Origin of the sequence: Gandjariella thermophila (genome assembly GCF_005405885.1) — a bacterium.
GTDB lineage: Bacteria > Actinomycetota > Actinomycetes > Mycobacteriales > Pseudonocardiaceae > Gandjariella > Gandjariella thermophila.
Genome location: NZ_BJFL01000001.1, coordinates 133,891 through 153,146 on the forward strand (window position 1 = coordinate 133,891; position 19,256 = coordinate 153,146).

Here is a 19,256-nt window from a genome sequence, read left to right on the forward strand (position 1 = left end):
CGGAACGGGTTCTCAGCTTGGGCGTGGCAGGCTGGGTCCCATGACCAGCATCGCCTCCGGGGCGCCCGGCGCGCGGCAGTGGCCCCGTTCGTTCGCCGACCGGCTCACCGCGCCGCTGCCGGGGCTGCCCGAGATCGTCCGGATCCTCCGCGAGGGCGGGTTCCGCGGCTCCACCGCCGAGGCCGACCGGATCCCGGTGCTGCGTACCGGCCTGGCCCCGGTTCCGACCGGGGTGACGGCGCTGACCTGGGCCGGGCACGCCAGCTACGTGCTGCGCGTCGGCGGTACCTGCGTGCTCACCGATCCGGTGTGGTCGGCGAAGATCCCGGGTGTGCCGGGCCGGCTCACCCCGCCCGGGGTGGCCTGGTCCGAGCTGCCCACCGTGGATGCCGTGCTGATCAGCCACAACCATTACGACCATCTGGACGCGCCGACGATCCGCCGGCTGCCGCGCGGTACGCCGATGCTGGTGCCGGCCGGGTTGGGCGCCTGGTTCACCCGCCGCGGGTTCACCGCGGTCACCGAGCTGGACTGGTGGGAAGGTGTCGAGGTGGCCGGGCTGCGGTTCGACTTCGTGCCCGCGCACCACTGGAGCCGGCGCACCCTGTTCGACACCTGCCGCAGCCTGTGGGGCGGCTGGGTGATCACCGCTGGCGACGGCACCCGCCTTTATCACGCCGGGGACACCGGCTACGGGCACTGGTTCGGCGGGATCGGCGAGCGCTACCCGGGCATCGACGTGGCCATGCTGCCGATCGGCGCCTACGCGCCCCGCTGGTTCATGAAACCGGTGCACATGGACCCGGACGAGGCAGTGCAGGCGTGTGCGGATCTCGGCGCGCGCCGGCTGGCCACCATGCACTGGGGCACGTTCGTGCTCACCCGGGAACCGGTGATCGAACCGCTGGAGCGGGTCCGCAAGGCGTGGGCCAAGGCCGGGCGGGACCGGGCCGACCTGTGGGACCTGGCCGTGGGGGAGACCAGGACGCTGGAGCCGGGCGCCGCCTAGCCCCGTCACCGCTCCGACCGGCCGGCCACGGCGGTGATCTCCACCATGGCGTCGCCGAGCCGTGCCGGCGCCGGCCGCGGCTCGATCTCAGCTCCTCTGGCGATCCGGCGAGCGAGCGCCGCGATCGCGTCCTCGTCCCGGCGGTAGAACGCGCCGGGGGGCCAGAACGCCGGTCAGGTCCGCAGTAGCTCGCCGCGGGCGACGATCACGGCTGCCCCGCGTCTTCCAGCGGGTCCCGGAACCGGCGAAGCAGTTGACCCCGACGCCGGGGTGCCTGGCCAGCGCGGCGAGGTCCGGGTCGAGCGCGGCGACCGCGGCCTCGTCCGCCCGCGCCACGTAGACGTGCCGCGGGCCGTTGCGGTAGCCGATCACGGGCAGCGCGGCGGTCGCCGGGTAGCCGCTCGGCGGCGGTGAACACGGCGAGCTGGTTGCCCCGCAGCGGGGTGCCGGTGAAGACGTCCACGACCACGTAGGGGTGCATGGGCGCAAAGCTATCTCCGATCGGCGGCAACGGGTTCCCGTGGTGGTGCGGGTAGCACGGTCAGCCGCCCGGCCAGGACAGCACGAAACGGGTGTGTGGCCGGTCGATGATCAATCCTCCGCCGCCGGCCGCGCGGTCGCCGGCGGAGCCGGGATAGGCGTCGATGCGCATGGGCCCGCCGCCGGGCCGGCCGGCGGCATGCCAGTCGCGCACGTGGCCGGCCAGGTCGGCGGCGAGTTCGCCGCCGCGCGGCCCGTAGCCGCACGCCGCCAGCACGGACGATCCGCCCCGCTCGGCGCGGCCGAGGAGCGCGGCGATGCTGCCGCCGTCGACGACGCCCGCGGTGACCCGCCGGTCCTGGATCGCCAGCGGCGCCCCGGCCAGGCGCGGTGCCGTCGCGGACGCGGCCTCCGACAGCGCGCACCGGCGGGGTTCGTGCACGGCCAGCCACAGGCCCAGCCCCTCGAAGAGTTCCTGAGCGCCGGCCACCACGCCGGTGGGATGTGCCGCCGCGGCGCCGCGCAACGCGGCCGCCAGCGGTGCGGCGGGCAGCTCCCGCCCGTCCGCGACCGTGATCGACAGGTCGCCGCCGATCGCCAGGGTCCGTTGCGGCCCGGCCAGGGCGCCGCGCATGCTCATGAACCCGCACGGCAGCACCGACCGGCTGACCCAGTGCCCGCCGGCCCGCTCGAAGGCCACCGAGCGGTCCGGACCGCCGAGGTCGAGCGGCACCACGATGCGCCCGGTCCGCGCGAGCTGGTGCCGCCAGGCCGGGGCGAGGTCCCACACGCCGACCGTGGCGATCACCCGGTCGTATGGCGCGGCACTGGGGAAGCCGGCGGCGCCGTCCGCGCGGACCACCCGAACCTCGGGGCGGCCGGCGCGGGCCAGGTTCGCCCGCGCCGTGTCGACCAGGTCCTCGTCGATGTCCACGCTGACCACGGCGCCGCCGGTGCCGACAAGGTGGGCGATGAGCGCGGCGTTGTAGCCGGTGCCCGCGCCGATCTCGAGCACCCGCTGGCCCGCTTCCAGGCCGAGTTGCTCGAGCATGATCGCCATCATGGTGGGCTGCGAGGAGGAGCTGATCGGCGCTCCGGCGGCGTCGCGCTTGGTCACGATCGCCTCGTCCCGGTAGGCCGCCTCGGGCGGCAGATCGGGCAGGAAGTGGTGCCGTGGCACCGCGAGCAGCGCGTCGGCCACGCGGTCGTCGCGCACGCCGCCGCGGGCGCGCACCTGGGCCACCAGGTTCTCGCGTAAGGCGAGCAGCGCATCGGCCACCGCCCGATCCTCCCAGCGGCGGCCGCCGTACCCAACCCGATCCCGGCTGCCACCGCGCACCGCGACGGCAGGAGCGGTGACCCTTGCCCAACTCGTCCCGGACGGCTCGGGCTGCCTGCTGGTCTTCACCCACACCCTCAGCGACGCCGGCACCTGGGGTGACCTGCCCTCGGCGGCGCGGCAGGCCACCGGCTGGGACGCCTGCCTCGGCTGGCTGGCCACGCGCCTGGACGGCCGGGAGAAGCAGCCGATGCCGCCCGCGTGGTTCCTGGCCACGGCCGAGCGCTACGTCGAGGCGTTCGGCCTCGGCGAGGGCGAGGCGCGCGAGGATCCCGAGGGCTTTCTGCTGTGGTTCGAACGCGACCTGGTGCAGCCGCCGCAGCGGGTCTGGGCCGCGCTCACCGAGTCCGGCGAGCCCGTGGCCGGCGGAGCGGACCGAGCGGTTGCGCCGCCGCTACGCCGAGCGGCTTGGCTGACCGGCCACGGGAGGCGCGTCCAGCCACGACTGGTCACCTCGTAGCGGATACCGCGGGTGCGCCGCCGCGGCCGATAGCATCTCCTGAGACCTGCCGTCGAATGACGACCGTCAGATGCGGCGTCCCCGCGGGCACGAGCGGAGCGGGGCGAACGGAATCGGAGTGTGACGCGGTTGGCTGAGGCTGGTCGGCCGGCGGTTGGCCTGAGGGAGCGGAAGAAGGCCAAAACGCGCGCGGCGATCCGGGAACACGCCATGCGGCTGTTTCGCGAGCAGGGCTACGCGGCGACCACCGTGGAGCAGATCGCCGAGGCGGCGGAGGTCTCGCCCAGCACGTTCTTCCGCTATTTCCCGACCAAGGAGGACGTGGTCCTGGCCGACGACGTCGACCCGATCCTGCTGGCCGCCCTGCGGGACCAGCCCGCCGACCTCGCGCCGATCCAGGCCATCCGGGTGGCCGTCCGGACCACCTTCGAGCAGTTGGCCAGCGACCAGTGGGAGCAGGAGCGGGAGCGCTACCGGCTGGTGATCTCCGTGCCCGAGTTGCGTTCCGCGATGCTGGACGAGGTGACCCGCACGACCGCGATGCTCACCGGCGCGCTCGCCGAGCGGCTGGGCCGCGACCCGGACGACTTCGCCGTGCGCACCTTCAGCGGCGCTCTGATCGGCGCCATGCTGGCCGCTCTGCTCCCCGCGCTGGAGGACCCGGACGCCGATCTCGTCGGGTTGGTCGATGCCGCCCTCGCGCGGATGGAGGCCGGATTCCCGCTCTGACCCGGTCGGTCACGCCGGCCGCGGCGGCGAGCGCGGGCCCACCGGCACACGCGCGGCGAGACCACCGCGGGGGGTCAGCGGTCAGCACAGCGCCCGGATCGTGTCGGCGTGCTCCGGGTAGCGCGCGCTCAGCGCATCGGCGTCGGCGAGGGTGACGATGTCCGGGGTGAAGGGGGGCGCGACGATCACACTGCTCAGCGTGTGGTCGCCGGTGGTGTGCGCGGCCTGCCAGACACCGGCGGGCACGACGATGTGCGGCCGGTGCCCGGCCTCCAGGTCGGGACCGAGGAACACCTCCTCCACCCGGCCCTCGGGGTGCAGCAGCGTGATCCGCAGCGGCGAGCCGGAGTGGTAGGTGAACACCTCGGGGTGCGCCGCGGCGTGCAGGGCGGCACGGTGCGACTCGGGCAGCAGCCAGTAGATCACCGTGGCGTGCTCGTCCCGCCAGGTTTCCCGGAAGTACCCGTTGCACACGGCCAGTGGCTCCAGCCGGAGGTCGTCGATGATGTCCTGCACGGTGGCCTGGTTGGGCATCGTGTTCCTCTCATCCGAGCGGGCTGCCGACGTGGTAGCTGACGGTGTTCTTGCCGCTGTTCTTGGCCGCGTACATGGCGCGGTCGGCCTGGGTGAGCAGCTCGTCAAGACTGACCTCCGGTTCTCCCGGCTCGAGCGAGGACACGCCGACGCTCACGGTGACCACGCAGGTCTGGCCGTTGAGGGCGTAGGGCGCCCGCAGCGCCTCGAGCAGCCGCTGGCCGAGTTCCCGCGGCGGGTCGTCGCCGTGCGGCAGCAGCACGGCGAACTCGTCGCCGCCCAGCCGGGCGATCGTGCCGCCGGTACCGACGCAGCCGCGCAGCCGGCCGGCCAGCGCGCGCAGCAGCGCGTCCCCGGCCGCGTGCCCCAGCGTGTCGTTGACCCTCTTGAAGTCGTCGACGTCGCAGAACAGCAGCAGCAGCGGCGGGCTGCCGGGCTCGCGTCGCGACAGGGCCCGCCGCAGCCGATCCAGGAACAGGGTGCGGTTGGCCAGACCGGTCAGCGGATCGTGCAGGGCGCGGTGCTGGACCTCGCGGAGCAGCCGGCCGTTGTCGACCAGCGCGGTGACCTGCCGGACGATCACCAGCAGCACCAGGGTGACCGAAATGCCGGCGATCGTGCGTTGCAGGCGCAGCCCGGTCGCGACGCCCACCCCGAGGAACAGCCCGGTGGCGACCATGGGGATGTAGGGGACGGCGAAGTGGATGACGTCGCCCGCACCGAACGCGCCGTCGTCCGGCGTCCGCGCCACGTCCCGGACGGGGGCGAGTGCGGCGAGGCCGAACAGCACCGGAAACGCCATGAAGCCGGCTTCGATCCAGGGCGGGAAGCGCACCGTTCCCTGGTCGACGAAGTGCGCGAACAGCGTGCTCGAGGCGATGTAGGCGACGCAGGCGAGGGCGAGCAGCAGCGTCGACCACTGCTGCATCGCCTGGCGTGCCCGGGTCAACGCCACGACAACGGCCAGGAGCAGCAGGTACAGCAGGGGGTGGGCGAGCAGGATCGCGATGACCGACTCCGATCGGGCCCAGCCGCGCGCGATCTGCTCGCCGGTGGTGACCGAGGCGAAGATCACCAGGGAGCCGACGACGATCACCAGGTCGAGCGCGCGGGCCAGCCGGTCGCGGCGCCCGGCGTCGGGGCGTGGGTGCTCGCCGTCCCGCGCCAGCGCCCGCAGCGACACCGCGAGCGCGGCCAGCAGCGGCGTGAGCAGGAACCCGGCCGGTCCCAGGGTGGACGTGGGCAGCGGTACCCCGGCGACGACCTGTCCCCAGCTCCACGCGGCGAGCCCCACGGCGAAGCTGGTGGCCGCGGCGGCCATCCACCACCGCCAGCGACGTTCGACACCGCGGCTGCGGCGCGCCGACCACACCCACGCGGCCACCGCAGCGACCGCGGCGGCCATCTCCCATTCCTTGTCCAGTTCGATGGCGGCGGGCCAGTCCAGCGTCCCGCCGGAGGCGACGGCGATCTCGGTGACCAGGAGCGCGGAGCTCGCGCTGGCGACGACCCGGAACCGCCGGCGCGACATGGTGGGTCCGTTCCTGTCCGCGTTCACGACACCGCCCGGGCACTTCCCCTCGTCGACCAAGTTGACCTTGTTCCGAGGATTCCACACCGGCCCGACGTGCCGTGCCGCGCGGCGGCCCGTCCTCGGTTGTCGCCGTTCAACCCGCAGGCCACCGCGTCCCGCTCGGGCGCGGCGGGCGGGTCGGGGTCAGCGAACGGAAACCGTCAGGTCGGCATCTCCGGGCCACCGGGCACGGCGCCGGCGGCTCGGGCTGTGTCGCGGGCGCCGGGACTGTCGGGGGTGTGCGCGATGCTCTGCGGGACTCCGGTACGGGCCCTGCGCGGTGGGCCGGCAGGGGAGGCCACCCGGGGCGTGTCACGCCGCGCCCTGCCGTCAGGCCCGCGACCGGGGGTGGCGGGGCCGGACCGTGCCGGCGGGATCGCGGGCGCGCGAACCCGCGCAGAGAAGGAGGCGGTATGAGCGGCGAGCGGTGGCGGGAGCGGGCGGCCCAGCCGGAGGACCTGGGCCGGTTCTTCGTGGCGCGGGCCAACGCCGGCGATGTGGAGGGCCTGGTCGCGCTGTACGAGTCGGACGCGGTGCTGGCCCTGCCCGACGGTGCGGTGGCGACCGGCACGGAGGCGATCCGCGAGGTGTACCGGAGGCTTCTCGCGGACCGGCCCACGTTCACACCGGTGGCGCAGCGGCCGGCGCTGTGCCATGGCGACCTGGCGCTGACCTCGACCCGCATCCCGGGCGGGGCGACGACCGAGGTGGCCCGCCGTCAGCCGGACGGCACCTGGCTGTGGATCATCGACCAGCCCAACGTGCTCGGCGACTGATGCCGCCGGCGGCGATCAGGTGTAGGCGGGCTGCACCTCGGCGTAGCGCCGCGACCAGTCGGGGAGGGCGCCCCCGGCCAGGTGCGCCTGCAGCCGGTCCAGGTAGGCATGCGTGCCGGGGACGAAGCCGCCCGCGTTGCGCATGCCGAGTCCACGGTGGGTGAAGGTCAGGATGGTCTCGTCGCCGTCGGCGACCAACTCGTAGCGCACCACGCTGTCCTCGACGATCGGCTGCCGCCACTCGTGTTCGAAGACGTGCGGCGGGTCCCAGGCGAGGATGCGCCCGGTCATGTGCTTGCGGGCCGGCGCGGCGGGCGGGTCGTCCGGATCCATCTCGATCGTGCCGCCCTCGCGCGGGTCGATGGTGGTGCGGCCGAACCATGCGGCGCGCTGCTCGGGCTCGGTGATGGCCGCCCAGACGGCGTCGATCGGGTGCGGCAGGCGCCGGGTGAAGCTCAGCGTGGCGCGGTCGCCGTCGATGGTGACGGTGCCCTTGGGCGTCGGCGTGGTCACGATTGGTCGGTCCTCTCGGCTGTGGGTGTTCGGGTGTCGGCGAGGTGCCGCTCCAGCGAGTCGAGGTGGCGGGTCCAGTAGCGGCGGTAGCGGGCCAGCCAGTCGTCCAACTCGGCGAGGCCTTCCGGGCGGAGCGTGTAGATGCGCCGCTGCCCGTCCGGCCGCACCTCGACCAGGCCGGCCTCCCGGAGGATGCGCAGGTGCCGCGAGACGGCCGGCTGGGTGAGCGCGGGCAGGCTGGCGACGAGTTCACCGGCGGAGCGTTCGCCGTCGGCGAGCAGGTCGAGCAGGGTCCGCCGGCTGGGCTCGGCCACCGCCGTGAAGACATCCATCCCGCAATTATTGGTAATGGCATATATACGCGTCAACGAATGTACAGTGGGCGGCTCGGGACGTCGGGGGCGGCACGGCGTGCCTCCGGGTCACCCACCGCGGTGGCGGCTACCTTCGCTGGCCGTGCGTGCCCATGACTACGGCCGGGACGTGCTCGCCGGCCCGAAGCGGCGGCGGACGGTTCCGGAGGTGCCGGCGGAGGCGGGCCTGGTGGTGGAGGATCCGCAGTCCGGTTTCTGCGGTGCCGTGCTGCGCGTGGAGCGGGACAGCGTGGTGCTGGAGGACCGGCACGGCCGGCAGCGGCTGTTCCCGCTACGCCCGGCCGCGTTCCTGCTGGAGGGCCGGCCGGTGACCCTGGTCCGGCCGCAGACGCCGGCGGCCCGACCGGCGCCCCGCCGCTCGGCGTCCGGATCCGTCCGGGTGGACGCGCGGCGCGCCCGCACCGCGCGGGACAGCCGGATCTGGGTTGAGGGCCTGCACGACGCCGAGCTGGTGGAGCGGATCTGGGGGCACGACCTGCGGGTGGAGGGCGTGGTGGTGGAGCCGCTGGACGGGGTGGACGTGCTGGCCGAGCGGATCGCCGCGTTCGGCACCGGGCCGACCCGACGGCTGGGCGTGCTGGTCGACCATCTCGTGCCGGGCAGCAAGGAGTCCCGCCTGGTCGACGCGGTCCGGGACGACCACGTCCTGGTCACCGGGCATCCCTACGTGGACGTGTGGCAGGCGGTGAAACCGGCGTCGGTGGGCATCCGGGCCTGGCCGGAGGTGCCCAGGGGCGTGCCGTGGAAGGAGGGGGTGTGCGCGGCGCTGGGCTGGGGTGAGCCCGCCGACGGGTGGCGCCGCGTGCTCGCCGGGGTGCGCAGTTTCTGGGACGTGGAAACGTCGCTGGTCGGCGCGGTGGAGCGGCTGATCGATTTCGTCACGGCTGCGCCGGAATCGTGACGGTCGCGTCGCCGATCAATTCTTCGTCAAGTCTCGGTACGCTCCGTGACTTTCTGCCACGATGGTCGTATGGCCGCTCTGCTGTGGCTGGTGGTCGGTGTGCTGCTCATGCTGGCCGAGGTTGTCTCGGGCAACTTCGTGCTGCTCATGCTCGGCATCGCCGGTCTCGCGGCCGCCGGCACCGCGCTGCTGGGTTTCGGTGTGCCGGCCAGCGGAGCGGTGTTCGCCATCGGATCGGTCGCGTTGATGCTGCTGGTCCGCCCGGCGCTCAAGCGGCACATGCTGAGCAACATTCCGCACCACAGGACCAACGTCGAGGGCCTCATCGGCATGCCGGCCACCGTGGTGTCCCGGGTGGACGCGCACGGCGGCCAGGTGAAGATCGGCGGCGATCTGTGGTCCGCCCGGGCCTTCGACGAGGACGAGGTCTTCGAGCCCGGGCGCAGCGTCACCGTCATGGACATCTCCGGGGCCACCGCCATCGTCTGGGCCGGACGACGACACCCGGATTCACCGTGATCGACGAAGCAATCCGGAGGAGGCTGGTGTGGTCACCGCAATAGTTCTTGGTGTTGTCATCCTGCTGGTACTGATCACCGCGTTGAAGTCGGTGCTGGTCATCCCGCAGGCCACCGCGGCGGTCATCGAGCGGCTGGGCCGGTTCCGCACGGTGGCCCCGCCGGGACTGAACGTGCTCGTCCCGTTCTTCGACCGGGTGCGGGCCCGCATCGACCTGCGCGAGCAGGTGGTGTCGTTCCCGCCGCAGCCGGTGATCACGCAGGACAACCTCACGGTGTCCATCGACACCGTGGTGTACTTCCAGGTCACCGACCCGCGGGCGGCGGTGTACGAGATCTCCAACTACATCATCGGCGTCGAGCAGCTCACCACTACCACGCTGCGCAACCTGGTCGGTGGGATGAGCCTGGAGGACACGCTGACCTCCCGCGACCAGATCAACAGCCAGCTCCGCGGGGTGCTGGACGAGGCCACCGGCCGGTGGGGCATCCGGGTGGCCCGGGTGGAGTTGAAGGCGATCGACCCGCCACCGTCCATTCAGGACTCCATGGAGAAGCAGATGCGCGCGGACCGGGAGAAGCGCGCGATGATTCTCACCGCGGAGGGCCAGCGCGAGTCGGCGATCAAGACGGCGGAGGGGCAGAAGCAGTCGCAGATCCTGGCCGCGGAGGGCGCCAAGCAGGCGGCGATCCTGGCGGCCGAGGGCGAGCGGCAGTCCCGCATCCTGCGCGCGCAGGGCGAGCGCGCCGCGCGTTACCTGCAGGCGCAGGGCCAGGCGAAGGCGATCGAGAAGGTGTTCGCCGCGATCAAGGCCGGCAAGCCCACCCCGGAGGTGCTCGCCTACCAGTACCTGCAGACCCTGCCGCAGATGGCGCAGGGCGAGGCGAACAAGGTGTGGCTGGTGCCCTCCGACTACGGCAAGGCGCTGGAGGGGTTCGCCCGGATGCTGGGCGCGCCCGGCGAGGACGGGGTGTTCCGCTACGAGCCGCCGGAGGAGGTGCCGGTGTCCCGGCCGGAGGAGGAGGACGAGGCGGTCGCCCACTGGTTCGACACCTCGACCGACCCCAAGGTGGCCGAGGCCGTGGCGGCGGCCGAGGCGGTGGCCCGCCAGGAGGTGCCCAGCCCGGTCACTGGCCTGCCCGGCATCCCGCCGGTGCTCGGCCACGGCGCGGAAGGTCAGCCGGGCCGCTCCGAGCCGGAGCAGACCGAGTAACCCGGGCGCTGCTCCGTTCGAGGGCAGTCCGGCGCCACGACGCCGACCGTGGGGTTTGATTTTGCGGTGGCCAGTGGCAGCGACAGCGGGCCCAGCGTGCCGGAGTTACGTGACGCGCTGGACGAGGCGTTACGCGGCGGCGAGTCCGACTGGGCGGCGCTGGACCGCGCGGTAGGCGCGGTGGAGCAGGCGGCGCGGACCCGGCCCGACCCGCAGCTGATCGCCCTGGCCGAGTACGGCGTCGCCGCGCTGACCGGCGACGATGGCGACCGGCAGCGGCGCCACGGGCTGGCCGGGCGGCTGCTCGCCGCGCACGCCATCGCCTGCCGCTCAGGCACCGCCGACCCGACGCGGCTGGCGAAGTGGTTGCTGCGCCTGCGGGTGGAGCACCCGGACCCGCCGCAGGTGCGCCTCGCGGACTACCTGGCGGCCCTCGGCGAGACGGGCCTGGCCGCGTACCGGGAGGGGGCGGAGGCGCTGTGCGCGGCGCTGCCCGTGGTCGGCTACGGCGAGGCCCCCCGTTACGACCGGCGCCGGTGGGCGGTGCTGGCCGTGGTGGACGAGTTGGCCCGGCACACCGGTGACGTCGATCTGCGGGTGCGGCTGCTGGCCACGGACCTGTCGTCGGGGTGGCACTACCTGCGGGTGGCGGGTGTGCTGCAGGAGGCGGGCCGGGTGGCCGAGGCCCTGGAGTGGGTGCAGCGCGGCCTGCAGGTCACCGGCAAGGGACCGGCCCGGCTTCGGCTGATCGACGTGGCGGTGGACGAATGTCTGCGGGTGGGTTGGTTCGACCGGGCGATGGAGTTGCGCGAGCGAGCCTTCCGGGAGAGTCCCGACCTGTCCACCTACCTGCGGCTACGCGGGCTGGCCGCGGAAGACGAGCGGTGGCCGCAACGCCGGGAGGACCTGCTGCGCCCGCTGCACGAGAACGCGGCGCGGGACGTGCGGCAGAGCACCGCGCTGGTACGGATCCTGATGTGGGAGGGCGAGCAGGAGGCGGCGTGGCGCACCGCGCAGCAGCACGGCTGCACCGACGACGCCTGGCAGGCGTTGGCCGAGGAACGCGCCGAGCGGCACCCGGGCGAGGCGATCGCCGTCTACCGCGACCTGGTGGAGCACGAGCTCGAGGAGGACGGCGAGGACGACACCAGGATCGCGGACATGCTGGAACAGTTGCGGCTGCTGTTCACCCGCACCGGCCAGCCGGACGCGTTCTCCCGTTACCTCGACGGCATCAAGTCCCGGCACACCACGGATCGGGAACTGTTGGACGAGTTGGCCCGCCGCGGCCTGTGACGGCTTGATCGTATGCGGCGGCGAGTCGGTCCGCGTCCGCGAACCCGCGCCGGGCCGGCCGCGCCTCGACGGGCGGCTACGCGGCGCGATCCCACAGCTTCGCGACCGTGGCGGCGACCTGCTTGCCCTGCGCGTAGCCGGCCTGCGCGCTGGGTGTTCGCACCTCCGGGTCGAGCGGGTCGGCACCCATGGCGGCGGTGGAGGCGTCGTCCGGGGCGATCATCTCGACCCGGCCGGTCTGTTCCAGCAGGGTCAGTTGCTCCGGTAGGGCCGGGTCGGCCTGACCGGCCATCGCGGCCAGGACGAGCACCCGCTCGTATCCGGCGACCAGGTCGGCGTTGGTCATGGAACGAACGCCACCGTCGACGTAGCGGGAGCCGTCGATGGTCACCGGCGGCCAGACCCCGGGCACCGCGCAGCTCGCGGCGACCGCGTCCACCAGGTCGACCCCGGAGTCCCGGTCGAACACGCGTGGCTCGCCGCTGTGCGCGTCCACGGCCGTGACCGCGATCGGCCGCTTCGGCCAGGTGTGTGCGGGCAGCCGGGAGGCGATCACCGCGCGACGCGTCTCCTCCGGGACGGTGTCGGCGGCGAGCGCGAACGCGCCGATCCGGCGGCGCAGCTCGCCCAGGTCCGCCGCGTCCTGGTACAGGCGCATGACCTCGTCCATGACTTCGTCCAGCGAGACCGTCGGCACGATCTCCTGGGCCTGCAGGCCCGGCTCGACCTGCCGGCGCAGCAGTTCGCCGACCGGCAGCCCGCTGGTGAGCTGCGCCGCGACCGTGGCACCGGCCGAGGTGCCGAGAATCGTGTCGGCGCCGGACACGTCGACACCGGCGTCCGCGAGCCCGGCCAGCACACCCGTTTCCCAGGCGATGCCCGCGACGCCACCACCGCCCAGCACCAACGCCTGCCTCGTCGTCATGGCAATCCCCTCGCGAGTTGATCGATGACGACGCTACCGGGTGGGTCCGACACTTTCCGCCGCGGCGCCGCGCCGGGTCGCCGCGGTGCCGCGAACGCGTTCCGGGTCGCTGCGAGGCGGGCGGGTCGGTTCAGGCGAATCCGGGTGGGTAGCGGTCGGCCCAGGGGCGGGCCCGTTCCAGCTGGCCGGCCAGCGACAGCAGGGTGCACTCGTCGTGCGGCCGGCCGACGAGTTGCACGGCCAGCGGCGCTCCTTCGGGGGTGTGCCCGGCCGGGACCGCGGCCGCGGGGTTGCCGGCGATGTTCCACAGCGGCAGGAACGCGACGTAGCGGTTGGCGGCGAGCAGCACGCGCAGCGCGCTGTGGCCCTCCCATTCGCCGGCGCGCAGCGGCGGCCGGGTCAGCGCCGGGGTGAGCAGCACATCGACGTCGTCGAAGACCCGGTTGGCCTGCTCGGCGAGCCGGGCTCCGAACCGGATCGAGCGGTCCACCAGCGCGGACGGGATCAGCCGGCCCAGGGCGGCGACCCGCCGGGTACGGGTTTCCAGCAGGTCGGGCCGGTCCACCGCGGCCGCGCCCTCCGCGGCGCTGCGCAGGTAGCGCGGCGCCAACCCGTACAGGCTGGTGGGGTCGAGGTAGTCGGGGTCGCGGCGGTCCACCTGGTGGCCGAGGTCGGCGAGCAGCGCCGCGGTGTCCAATACGGCGTTGCGGACCTCGGGGTCGATGGGCACCCCCACGCCCCACGGGCGCAGCGACAGGCCGATCCGCAGTGGCGCCGGGTCGGTGGCGGCGGCCTCGGTGAAGCTGGTGGCCGGCGGCGCGGCGTGCGCGGCGTCGGTGGGCAGCGAGCCGTGCGTGTGGTCGGCGACCAGGGCCCAGTCCCGCACGTGGCGGGTGATCGGCCCGGCCACCACCAGCCCGGTCCACTGCTCGCCGGCGGGGTGCAGGGAGAACCGGCCGCGCTGCGGTTTGAGCCCGAAGACTCCGGTGCAGGCGGACGGGATGCGGATGGACCCGGCGCCGTCGGTGCCGATCGCCGCGCCGACCAGGCCGGCGGCGACGGCGGCCGCGGAGCCGCCGCTGGATCCGCCGGAGCTGTGCTCGGGCGCCCAGGGGCTGCGGGTGACGCCGGCGTGCGCGGTCTCGGTGAACGGCCACAGGCCCAGTTCGGGTTCGCGGGTGCGGCCGACGACGATGGCGCCCGCGGCACGCAGCCGGCGCACGAGTTCCCCGTCGGCGGGTTGGGATTGGCGCACGGCGGTGGTGCCGAGCGTGGTGGGCCGGCCGGCGATCGGCTGGTCCTCCTTGACCGCCACCGGCACGCCCAGCAGCGGGGCGTCCTCGCCGCGGGCGCGCCGCTCGTCGGCCTCGGCCGCCGCCGCGCGGGCCGCCTCGGCGAAGACCTCGCGGAAGGCGTTGAGCGTGCGGTCGTGGGTTTCGATGCGCCGCAGGCACGCCTCGATGAGTTCGCGGGCCGAGAGCTCGCCGGAGCGCAGCAGGTGGGCCTGCTCGGCCGCGCCCGCGAAGCACACGTCGGTGATGTCCATGCGCCCGCAGCCTAGGGGCATTCCGGCCGGCGGGGTGCCGCCACGCGGATCAGACCGCCGCGGTCACGAGTCCTCAGCGCGGGCCTTCGCGGCGACCAGCAGCGCCTCCCGCTCGGTGATCTTCACCCGGTTCCGGCCAGCGGCGGCGCCGAGTGCTCGTTCCGCCGCCTCGATCGCCTGCCAGCCTTCCCAGGTGACCACCCGGGCGCCGCGACGTTCCAGCAGGTCGACGATCCCATCGGGGTCGCGGTGCGGCGCGCGGGGCAGCGCGTCGAGGTCGCCGAGCAGGGTGGCCACGGTTTCCTTGGCGTCGCTCTTGTTGGTGCCGATCACGCCGGTGGGTCCGCGCTTGATCCAGCCGACCACGTACTCGCCCACGGCCGGCGTGCCGTCGCGGAGGACCCGCCCGCCGTCGTGCGGGATCACGCCGGCCCGCTCGTCGAACGGCACCCCGGGCAGCGGCACGCCCCGATAGCCGACCGACCGCACGATGAGTTGTGCGGGCAGCGTCTCGGTCTCCCCGGTGCCCACCACCCGGCCGGACGGGTCGAGGGTGTTGCGTTCCAGCACCACACCCTCGACCCGTCCGGTGCCCAGCACGGCCACGGGAGAGCGGAGGAACCGCAGGTAGATGCGTCGCGGCCGGCCGGAGAGCGGGCGCTGTGCCCACTCGCGCAGCACGTCGAGGTTGCGGCGGACCACCTTGTCGGCGTCGACGGCGGCCTGCGCGGCCTCGTCGAGGACGAGTTCGTCGGGGTCGACGATGACGTCGGCGTTGGCCAGTTCGCCGAGTTCCCGCAGTTCCTTGGTGGTGAACTTGGCCTGGGCGGGGCCACGGCGGCCCACCATGTGGATGTCGGTGATCGTGCTGGCCGCGAGCACGTCCAGCACGTGGTCGGGAATGTCGGTCTTCTCGCGCAGCTCGTCGGCGGTCTTGGCGAGGATGCGGGTGACGTCGACGGCGACGTTGCCGACACCGACCACCACCGCGGTGCGCACGTCCAGCCTGATTCGGTCGACCGCGGCGTCGGGATGGCCGCAGTACCAGGCGACGAACTCGGTCGCGGGCAGGCTGCCCTCCAGGTCCTCACCGGGAATGTTCAGCCGGCGGTCGGCGGCGGATCCGGTGGCGTAGACGATGGCGTCGTAGAACTGGGTCAGGTCGGCCACGCCGAGCTCGCCGCCGAGTTCGACGCCGCCGAGGAAACGCACCTCGGGACGTTCGAACACCTTCCGCAGGGTGAGTTCCATCGACTTCATCTTCAGGTGGTCGGGTGCCACCCCGTAGCGGAGCAGCCCGTACGGGCAGGGCAGCCGGTCGAGGATGTCCACCGTCACGCCGCCGTGTTTGCACAGCTCGTCGGCGGCGTACAGCCCCGCTGGGCCGGACCCGATCACCGCTACCCGTACCGACTCGGACACCGTTCACCCACTTCCGGTGTGGACCTGGTTCTCGCGAGCCTAGACTCCCCGACCTTACGTCGATCACGTTACGGATGCAGGTACCCGGGCGCGGTGTTCGCCGAGGTGGACGCCCGGAATGGTGGTCCGCCGACGCCGCGCTGACCGGTACCGGGCAAGATCGCCCCCCGGGCGGCGTGGGCAAGCGGGCCGCGGCTAGGGTCGGCCAACTGTGGTCAGCGCCGGGAACGATCGCCGTGCTCGTGGTGTGCCGGGTGGCATGCCCGGGGTGTCGCGGCGGGTGGCGCTGGCGGACGCGGCGATCGCCGTGCTGGCCCGCGAGGGCGGGCGGGGACTGACGCATCGGTCGGTGGACCGGGAGGCCGGGGTGCCCGAGGGCACCGCGAAGAACTACTTCCCGACCCGGGAGGCGTTGCTGGAGGCGGCGGCGGGACGGATGGCCGACCAGCATCGGGCGGCGGTGCGCAGGCTGCGGGAGACCACCCCGAAGACGGTGGCCGCCGAGGATGTGGCGGCGCTGTATCCGGCGTTGTTGCGTCGCGCGGTGGAGACGGATCCGACGCAGATTCTCGCGATGTTCGAGCTGTATTTGGAGGCGGTCCGGCGGCCGGGTGTGCGCGCGGCGCTGGGTGAGATGGCCGCGGCCAATGCCCGGGCGGCGGCGGAATTGCACCGGAGCGCCGGGCTGCCCACGGGGGAGCGCGACGCGGGGCTGCTCGACGCGTACTTCCTGGGCGCCGCGATTTCGATGCTGGCGCTGCCCACCGAGGCTCGCCGTCTGGTCGGTCTGGAGGATCCGGAATCGGTGGGCCGGGAACTGTTCGCGGCTGCGGTGCCGCAGCGAAACGACTATCCCCAGTGCCGGGACATCGCCTCCGGCGAGGGCTTCTGAACAGCGATTTCGCGTAACGCGGGTGCCGCGATCCGAGGCGCGCACCGGCCGGCACCGGGATACCGCGCGGCCGCGCCGCCCCGAGGTGATTGCCCCGCGCATTTCGACACGAATGTTTTCACTCACTCGGTGCACGGTGGTTTGGCCGGGCCTGTGCGATCCTCGCAGCATGCGCGAGGAGGACACACCGAGCACCTCCGTGCTGGTTGATGTCGTCACGGTACTCGGGGGCGACGTCATCACCAACAGCGCCTGTATGGCCGGTGAACCGGAGATGGTGGAAAGGCTCGTCGCCGCGGCCGCACTGTTCGACATCGCCACGCGAATCCTTCGGGAAGTGGCGGACGAGGCGGCGCGCAGCGGGATGGATGTCCGGAAGTTTGGCGGGATCGCGGTGGACGCGGCGAACTCCGCCGGGGTGCCGGAATCGCTGCCCAGGATCCGTCCGTTCGTCGTGGAGTGACGCGGGGTCACCGGCGGCGGCCCGAGTGGACGCCGGGGCGCCCGCGGTGCCGGCGGCGGGGCATGCGGGCGGAAAGGGCGGCCGGGCGGAGCTCAGCCTTCCGGGTAGGGGGCCACCAGTGACGCGGGGTTGATACTGACCGGATACGGTTGGTCCACCTTGACGAATTCGGTGTCCTGGGCGGACGCCACCTCCGCGTAGCCCGATCCGACCAGCGCCAGGCAGCGCATCGCCGGCACGCCGGGGTCGACCAGCCAGTAGTGCGGGCAGCCCGCCTCCTGCAGCCGGGCCCGCTTGAGTTCGGCGTCGATCAGCCGGGTGCTCGGCGAGAACACCTCGACGGCCAGCACGGGCGGCCCCATCAGGCCGCGCTCGGTGAACTCCGCGCGGCGGCCCACCACGATGTCGGGGATGAGCACCGTGTCGTCGGCCAGCACCACATCCACCGGCGCGGGCAGCACCTCGAGGTCGCGGGGGCAGCCGGCGGTGAGCGCCGCGAGCAGCCTGGCGACGACGCGCTGGTGCAGCGGGCGGGGCGACGGGCTCATCAGCAGCACCCCGTCCACCAGCTCGAAACGGTGCCCGTCATCAGGCATCGACTCCAGGTCCGCCCACGTCAGTGGTCTACCGGAGGGAAACGTGGGGACTGTTCCCATCGTGCGACTCACTCCTTGGACGATCCAGCGACGCCCGATGCCCGACCGACCGACTATCACGTGAAGTCCTCTTGAACCAACAGAGTCTAGCGACCCGACCGGCACAGTGGACGCCGCCGCAGCGAACCCTGATCACCGCGGGCGGGTACGCTGCGTATCATCGTTCCCCATCCTGATTGAGCTAATCGGGTCAGCAACGTCCATATGGCTGATTTTTTGGGCTTTCCGTTGCGCTGGTGCTTTCGAGTTGCCCTGGCTTCACCAGGGGTTCCCACCCCGGCCGGGCGCCACCGTCGCCGCCCGCGAGAAAGACCCGCGTCAAAGGATATCGAGCGGAATCCCGGCGCGGTGAGCTTCTTACCAGTGGACCCGGTCCCTGGCGGCCGATGCGGGGCGGTCGGAGGCCGGAGCCGGCGTGGTGTCCCGGTGCCGCCGCCGACCCGGCCCGCGGTCGGCCGGGTCCACCCGGCGGCGCAGCGGCGGTCGCAGCAGCAACCCGAGGCCGGCGCCGGCGGCCGCGCCGGTGAGGTTCTGCACCACGTCCCGCACCTGGCAGCTGCGACCCAACTCGGTGGAGCCGAGGAACTGGCAGGCCTCGATGAGCACCGGGAGCGCGGCAAGCGTGACCAGCGCCCAGGCGCGCACGCGGCGGCGGCGCAGCAGTGCCACGGCGAGACCGGCGGGCACGAACAGGGCCACGTTCAGCGTGCGCTCGTCCGCGTGTGGCAGCAGCGTCGGCGGGTCGGCGTGCAGGATGCAGAACGCTGGCGCGCTGCCGGCGTACCCGGTGACCAGGCTGCCGGTGCCGCTGGGCGTCAGGGTGACCAGCGCGATGCCGGCCAGGGCGAGCAGCAGCAGTCCGGCGTGCCACGCCCGGGCGCCCAGCACCCGGCCGGCGGGGCGGGCCAGCAGCGCGACGGCCGGCACGGTGACCGCGACACCCGGCCACAGCCAGGGTGTCGCCTCCCCGAGCGCACGCGCGTACTCTAGGACGTCCATCGGCCCCCTTCAGCGCCGCCTCCGGCGCCGCGCTCGGCGGAGGCGATTCCCGGGCCATCTCCACCGGTTCCCGCGGGCCGGCGTGGTCAACACACGATCCGGGTGCTGAACGTGTCACTGCCGGAGATCAACACGCCCCGGGTGCACGGCGCGTTACCCGAGGGGGACTGGTTGCCCGGGGACGCGTAGCGCCACTGGAAGGTGCGGGTCTGCCCGCCGCCGATGCTGAACGACCCGTTGTCGTACTGCCGCCCGGTCGGGTTGGCGCCGCGGGTGTCTACCCACTCCCAGGCGAACTGCACGGTGAGCGCGGCACCGCGGGTCTTGTGGTACTGGATGTTGACCGTGCCGACGCCGCCGGCCGGGTAGCGGCAGAACCCGGCGGTCAGGGTGCCGTTGCTGAGGTGGTTGTCGCCGGAGCCGCGGAAGGAACCGCCCCCGTCGCAGTTGTTGGCGCTCAACGCTCTGGCCTGTGGCGAGACGTCGCCGCTCTCGGGTGCCGCCGCCCACGCCGCCATCGGCGCCACGCACAGCGTCAATACCAGCGCGGCGACCCGTATCACGACGCGCCGGAACACTGATCTGCCTGACATCGGCAATCCCCCCGTGTTCCCCCATGCGCCCCGCGCGGTTGGGC

General features: G+C 73.4%; 21 protein-coding genes. 10 read left to right on the top strand and 11 right to left on the bottom strand.

What is annotated here, in order from left to right; translation table 11 throughout:
* Positions 1-40: 40 nt before the first annotated feature.
* Entirely contained in the window at positions 41-1,009 is a 969-nt protein-coding gene (locus tag FFT21_RS00675) for an MBL fold metallo-hydrolase (protein WP_137811724.1), read from the top strand.
* 541 nt (positions 1,010-1,550) lie between these two features.
* Here FFT21_RS00675 and fxlM read toward each other — a convergent pair.
* Positions 1,551-2,768: a methyltransferase, FxLD system gene (gene fxlM, locus FFT21_RS00680; protein WP_192909321.1), complete on the bottom strand. Its 1,218-nt coding sequence runs from the start codon at positions 2,766-2,768 to the stop codon at positions 1,551-1,553.
* Positions 2,769-2,844: 76 nt separating this feature from the next.
* Between fxlM and FFT21_RS00685 the strand changes: the two genes are divergently transcribed.
* Positions 2,845-3,288: an SRPBCC family protein gene (locus FFT21_RS00685; RefSeq protein WP_137811726.1), complete on the top strand. Its 444-nt coding sequence runs from the start codon at positions 2,845-2,847 to the stop codon at positions 3,286-3,288.
* A 210-nt stretch (positions 3,289-3,498) separates the two neighbouring features.
* Positions 3,499-4,017: an acyl-CoA-like ligand-binding transcription factor gene (locus FFT21_RS00690; protein ID WP_137811727.1), complete on the top strand. Its 519-nt coding sequence runs from the start codon at positions 3,499-3,501 to the stop codon at positions 4,015-4,017.
* An 81-nt stretch (positions 4,018-4,098) separates the two neighbouring features.
* Here the strand turns inward: FFT21_RS00690 and FFT21_RS00695 are convergent, their stop codons facing one another.
* On the bottom strand, positions 4,099-4,551 hold the full coding sequence (locus tag FFT21_RS00695) for a cupin domain-containing protein (protein WP_137811728.1): 453 nt from the start codon (positions 4,549-4,551) through the stop codon (positions 4,099-4,101).
* 10 nt (positions 4,552-4,561) lie between these two features.
* Positions 4,562-6,082, bottom strand: a complete 1,521-nt coding sequence (locus FFT21_RS30465; protein WP_137811729.1) for a GGDEF domain-containing protein — start codon at positions 6,080-6,082, stop codon at positions 4,562-4,564.
* A 455-nt stretch (positions 6,083-6,537) separates the two neighbouring features.
* Here FFT21_RS30465 and FFT21_RS00705 point away from each other — a divergent pair, with 455 nt between their 5' ends.
* A complete protein-coding gene (locus tag FFT21_RS00705) occupies positions 6,538-6,900 on the top strand; it encodes a YybH family protein (protein ID WP_137811730.1) in 363 nt (120 codons plus the stop codon).
* Positions 6,901-6,915: 15 nt separating this feature from the next.
* Here FFT21_RS00705 and FFT21_RS00710 read toward each other — a convergent pair whose 3' ends face one another.
* Positions 6,916-7,413, bottom strand: a complete 498-nt coding sequence (locus FFT21_RS00710; protein ID WP_137811731.1) for an SRPBCC family protein — start codon at positions 7,411-7,413, stop codon at positions 6,916-6,918.
* Positions 7,410-7,745, bottom strand: a complete 336-nt coding sequence (locus tag FFT21_RS00715) for an ArsR/SmtB family transcription factor (RefSeq protein ID WP_137811732.1) — start codon at positions 7,743-7,745, stop codon at positions 7,410-7,412. Before FFT21_RS00715 ends, FFT21_RS00710 begins: the two co-directional genes overlap by 4 nt.
* A gap of 124 nt (positions 7,746-7,869) precedes the next feature.
* Between FFT21_RS00715 and FFT21_RS00720 the strand changes: the two genes are divergently transcribed.
* The 4 genes from FFT21_RS00720 to FFT21_RS00735 all read left to right on the top strand — a co-directional run bounded on the left by FFT21_RS00720 (position 7,870) and on the right by FFT21_RS00735 (position 11,716).
* On the top strand, positions 7,870-8,688 hold the full coding sequence (locus FFT21_RS00720; RefSeq protein ID WP_225978001.1) for a DUF3097 domain-containing protein: 819 nt from the start codon (positions 7,870-7,872) through the stop codon (positions 8,686-8,688).
* A 69-nt stretch (positions 8,689-8,757) separates the two neighbouring features.
* Positions 8,758-9,207: an NfeD family protein gene (locus FFT21_RS00725; protein ID WP_137811734.1), complete on the top strand. Its 450-nt coding sequence runs from the start codon at positions 8,758-8,760 to the stop codon at positions 9,205-9,207.
* Between the two features lie 28 nt (positions 9,208-9,235).
* Entirely contained in the window at positions 9,236-10,420 is a 1,185-nt protein-coding gene (locus FFT21_RS00730) for an SPFH domain-containing protein (RefSeq protein ID WP_137811735.1), read from the top strand.
* Positions 10,421-10,486: 66 nt separating this feature from the next.
* The gene (locus FFT21_RS00735; protein ID WP_137811736.1) at positions 10,487-11,716 is read left to right on the top strand and encodes a hypothetical protein; all 1,230 of its coding nucleotides are present in this window, start codon (positions 10,487-10,489) and stop codon (positions 11,714-11,716) included.
* A 76-nt stretch (positions 11,717-11,792) separates the two neighbouring features.
* Here the strand turns inward: FFT21_RS00735 and FFT21_RS00740 are convergent, their stop codons facing one another.
* The 3 genes from FFT21_RS00740 to FFT21_RS00750 form a co-directional block, all read right to left on the bottom strand.
* Positions 11,793-12,641: a patatin-like phospholipase family protein gene (locus tag FFT21_RS00740; RefSeq protein WP_137811737.1), complete on the bottom strand. Its 849-nt coding sequence runs from the start codon at positions 12,639-12,641 to the stop codon at positions 11,793-11,795.
* Positions 12,642-12,771: 130 nt separating this feature from the next.
* Positions 12,772-14,187 (bottom strand): amidase, encoded by a 1,416-nt coding sequence (locus tag FFT21_RS00745; protein WP_137811738.1) that lies wholly within the window; start codon positions 14,185-14,187, stop codon positions 12,772-12,774.
* Between the two features lie 63 nt (positions 14,188-14,250).
* Positions 14,251-15,609, bottom strand: a complete 1,359-nt coding sequence (locus FFT21_RS00750) for an FAD-dependent oxidoreductase (RefSeq protein WP_137811739.1) — start codon at positions 15,607-15,609, stop codon at positions 14,251-14,253.
* Positions 15,610-15,868: 259 nt separating this feature from the next.
* Here FFT21_RS00750 and FFT21_RS00755 point away from each other — a divergent pair, with 259 nt between their 5' ends.
* Both FFT21_RS00755 and FFT21_RS00760 read left to right on the top strand, forming a co-directional pair.
* Entirely contained in the window at positions 15,869-16,501 is a 633-nt protein-coding gene (locus FFT21_RS00755; RefSeq protein ID WP_137811740.1) for a TetR/AcrR family transcriptional regulator, read from the top strand.
* A 169-nt stretch (positions 16,502-16,670) separates the two neighbouring features.
* Positions 16,671-16,964, top strand: coding sequence for a hypothetical protein (locus FFT21_RS00760; protein ID WP_137811741.1), 294 nt, complete (start codon positions 16,671-16,673; stop codon positions 16,962-16,964).
* A gap of 92 nt (positions 16,965-17,056) precedes the next feature.
* Here FFT21_RS00760 and FFT21_RS00765 read toward each other — a convergent pair whose 3' ends face one another.
* From FFT21_RS00765 to FFT21_RS00775, 3 genes are all read right to left on the bottom strand, one after another.
* Positions 17,057-17,560 carry a Uma2 family endonuclease gene (locus FFT21_RS00765; RefSeq protein WP_371856683.1) on the bottom strand — a complete coding sequence of 168 codons (504 nt, stop codon included), beginning with the start codon at positions 17,558-17,560 and terminating at the stop codon, positions 17,057-17,059.
* 417 nt (positions 17,561-17,977) lie between these two features.
* Positions 17,978-18,619 (bottom strand): VanZ family protein, encoded by a 642-nt coding sequence (locus FFT21_RS00770; RefSeq protein WP_137811743.1) that lies wholly within the window; start codon positions 18,617-18,619, stop codon positions 17,978-17,980.
* A gap of 86 nt (positions 18,620-18,705) precedes the next feature.
* Complete coding sequence (locus tag FFT21_RS00775; RefSeq protein WP_137811744.1) at positions 18,706-19,212, bottom strand: hypothetical protein; 507 nt, start codon at positions 19,210-19,212, stop codon at positions 18,706-18,708.
* Positions 19,213-19,256: the final 44 nt, after the last annotated feature.

Excerpts from the sequence above, each read along its gene's own strand:
- FFT21_RS00675 (WP_137811724.1), top strand. The coding sequence starts at position 41 with ATGACCAGCATCGCCTCCGGGGCGCCCGGCGCGCGGCAGTGGCCCCGT.
- FFT21_RS00690 (WP_137811727.1), top strand. The coding sequence starts at position 3,499 with ATGCGGCTGTTTCGCGAGCAGGGCTACGCGGCGACCACCGTGGAGCAG.
- FFT21_RS00695 (WP_137811728.1), bottom strand. The coding sequence starts at position 4,551 with ATGCCCAACCAGGCCACCGTGCAGGACATCATCGACGACCTCCGGCTG.
- FFT21_RS30465 (WP_137811729.1), bottom strand. The coding sequence starts at position 6,082 with ATGTCGCGCCGGCGGTTCCGGGTCGTCGCCAGCGCGAGCTCCGCGCTC.
- FFT21_RS00705 (WP_137811730.1), top strand. The coding sequence starts at position 6,538 with ATGAGCGGCGAGCGGTGGCGGGAGCGGGCGGCCCAGCCGGAGGACCTG.
- FFT21_RS00715 (WP_137811732.1), bottom strand. The coding sequence starts at position 7,745 with ATGGATGTCTTCACGGCGGTGGCCGAGCCCAGCCGGCGGACCCTGCTC.
- FFT21_RS00725 (WP_137811734.1), top strand. The coding sequence starts at position 8,758 with ATGGCCGCTCTGCTGTGGCTGGTGGTCGGTGTGCTGCTCATGCTGGCC.
- FFT21_RS00740 (WP_137811737.1), bottom strand. The coding sequence starts at position 12,641 with ATGACGACGAGGCAGGCGTTGGTGCTGGGCGGTGGTGGCGTCGCGGGC.
- FFT21_RS00745 (WP_137811738.1), bottom strand. The coding sequence starts at position 14,187 with ATGGACATCACCGACGTGTGCTTCGCGGGCGCGGCCGAGCAGGCCCAC.
- FFT21_RS00755 (WP_137811740.1), top strand. The coding sequence starts at position 15,869 with ATGCCCGGGGTGTCGCGGCGGGTGGCGCTGGCGGACGCGGCGATCGCC.
- FFT21_RS00760 (WP_137811741.1), top strand. The coding sequence starts at position 16,671 with ATGCGCGAGGAGGACACACCGAGCACCTCCGTGCTGGTTGATGTCGTC.
- FFT21_RS00765 (WP_371856683.1), bottom strand. The coding sequence starts at position 17,560 with ATGCCTGATGACGGGCACCGTTTCGAGCTGGTGGACGGGGTGCTGCTG.
- FFT21_RS00770 (WP_137811743.1), bottom strand. The coding sequence starts at position 18,619 with ATGGACGTCCTAGAGTACGCGCGTGCGCTCGGGGAGGCGACACCCTGG.
- FFT21_RS00775 (WP_137811744.1), bottom strand. The coding sequence starts at position 19,212 with ATGTCAGGCAGATCAGTGTTCCGGCGCGTCGTGATACGGGTCGCCGCG.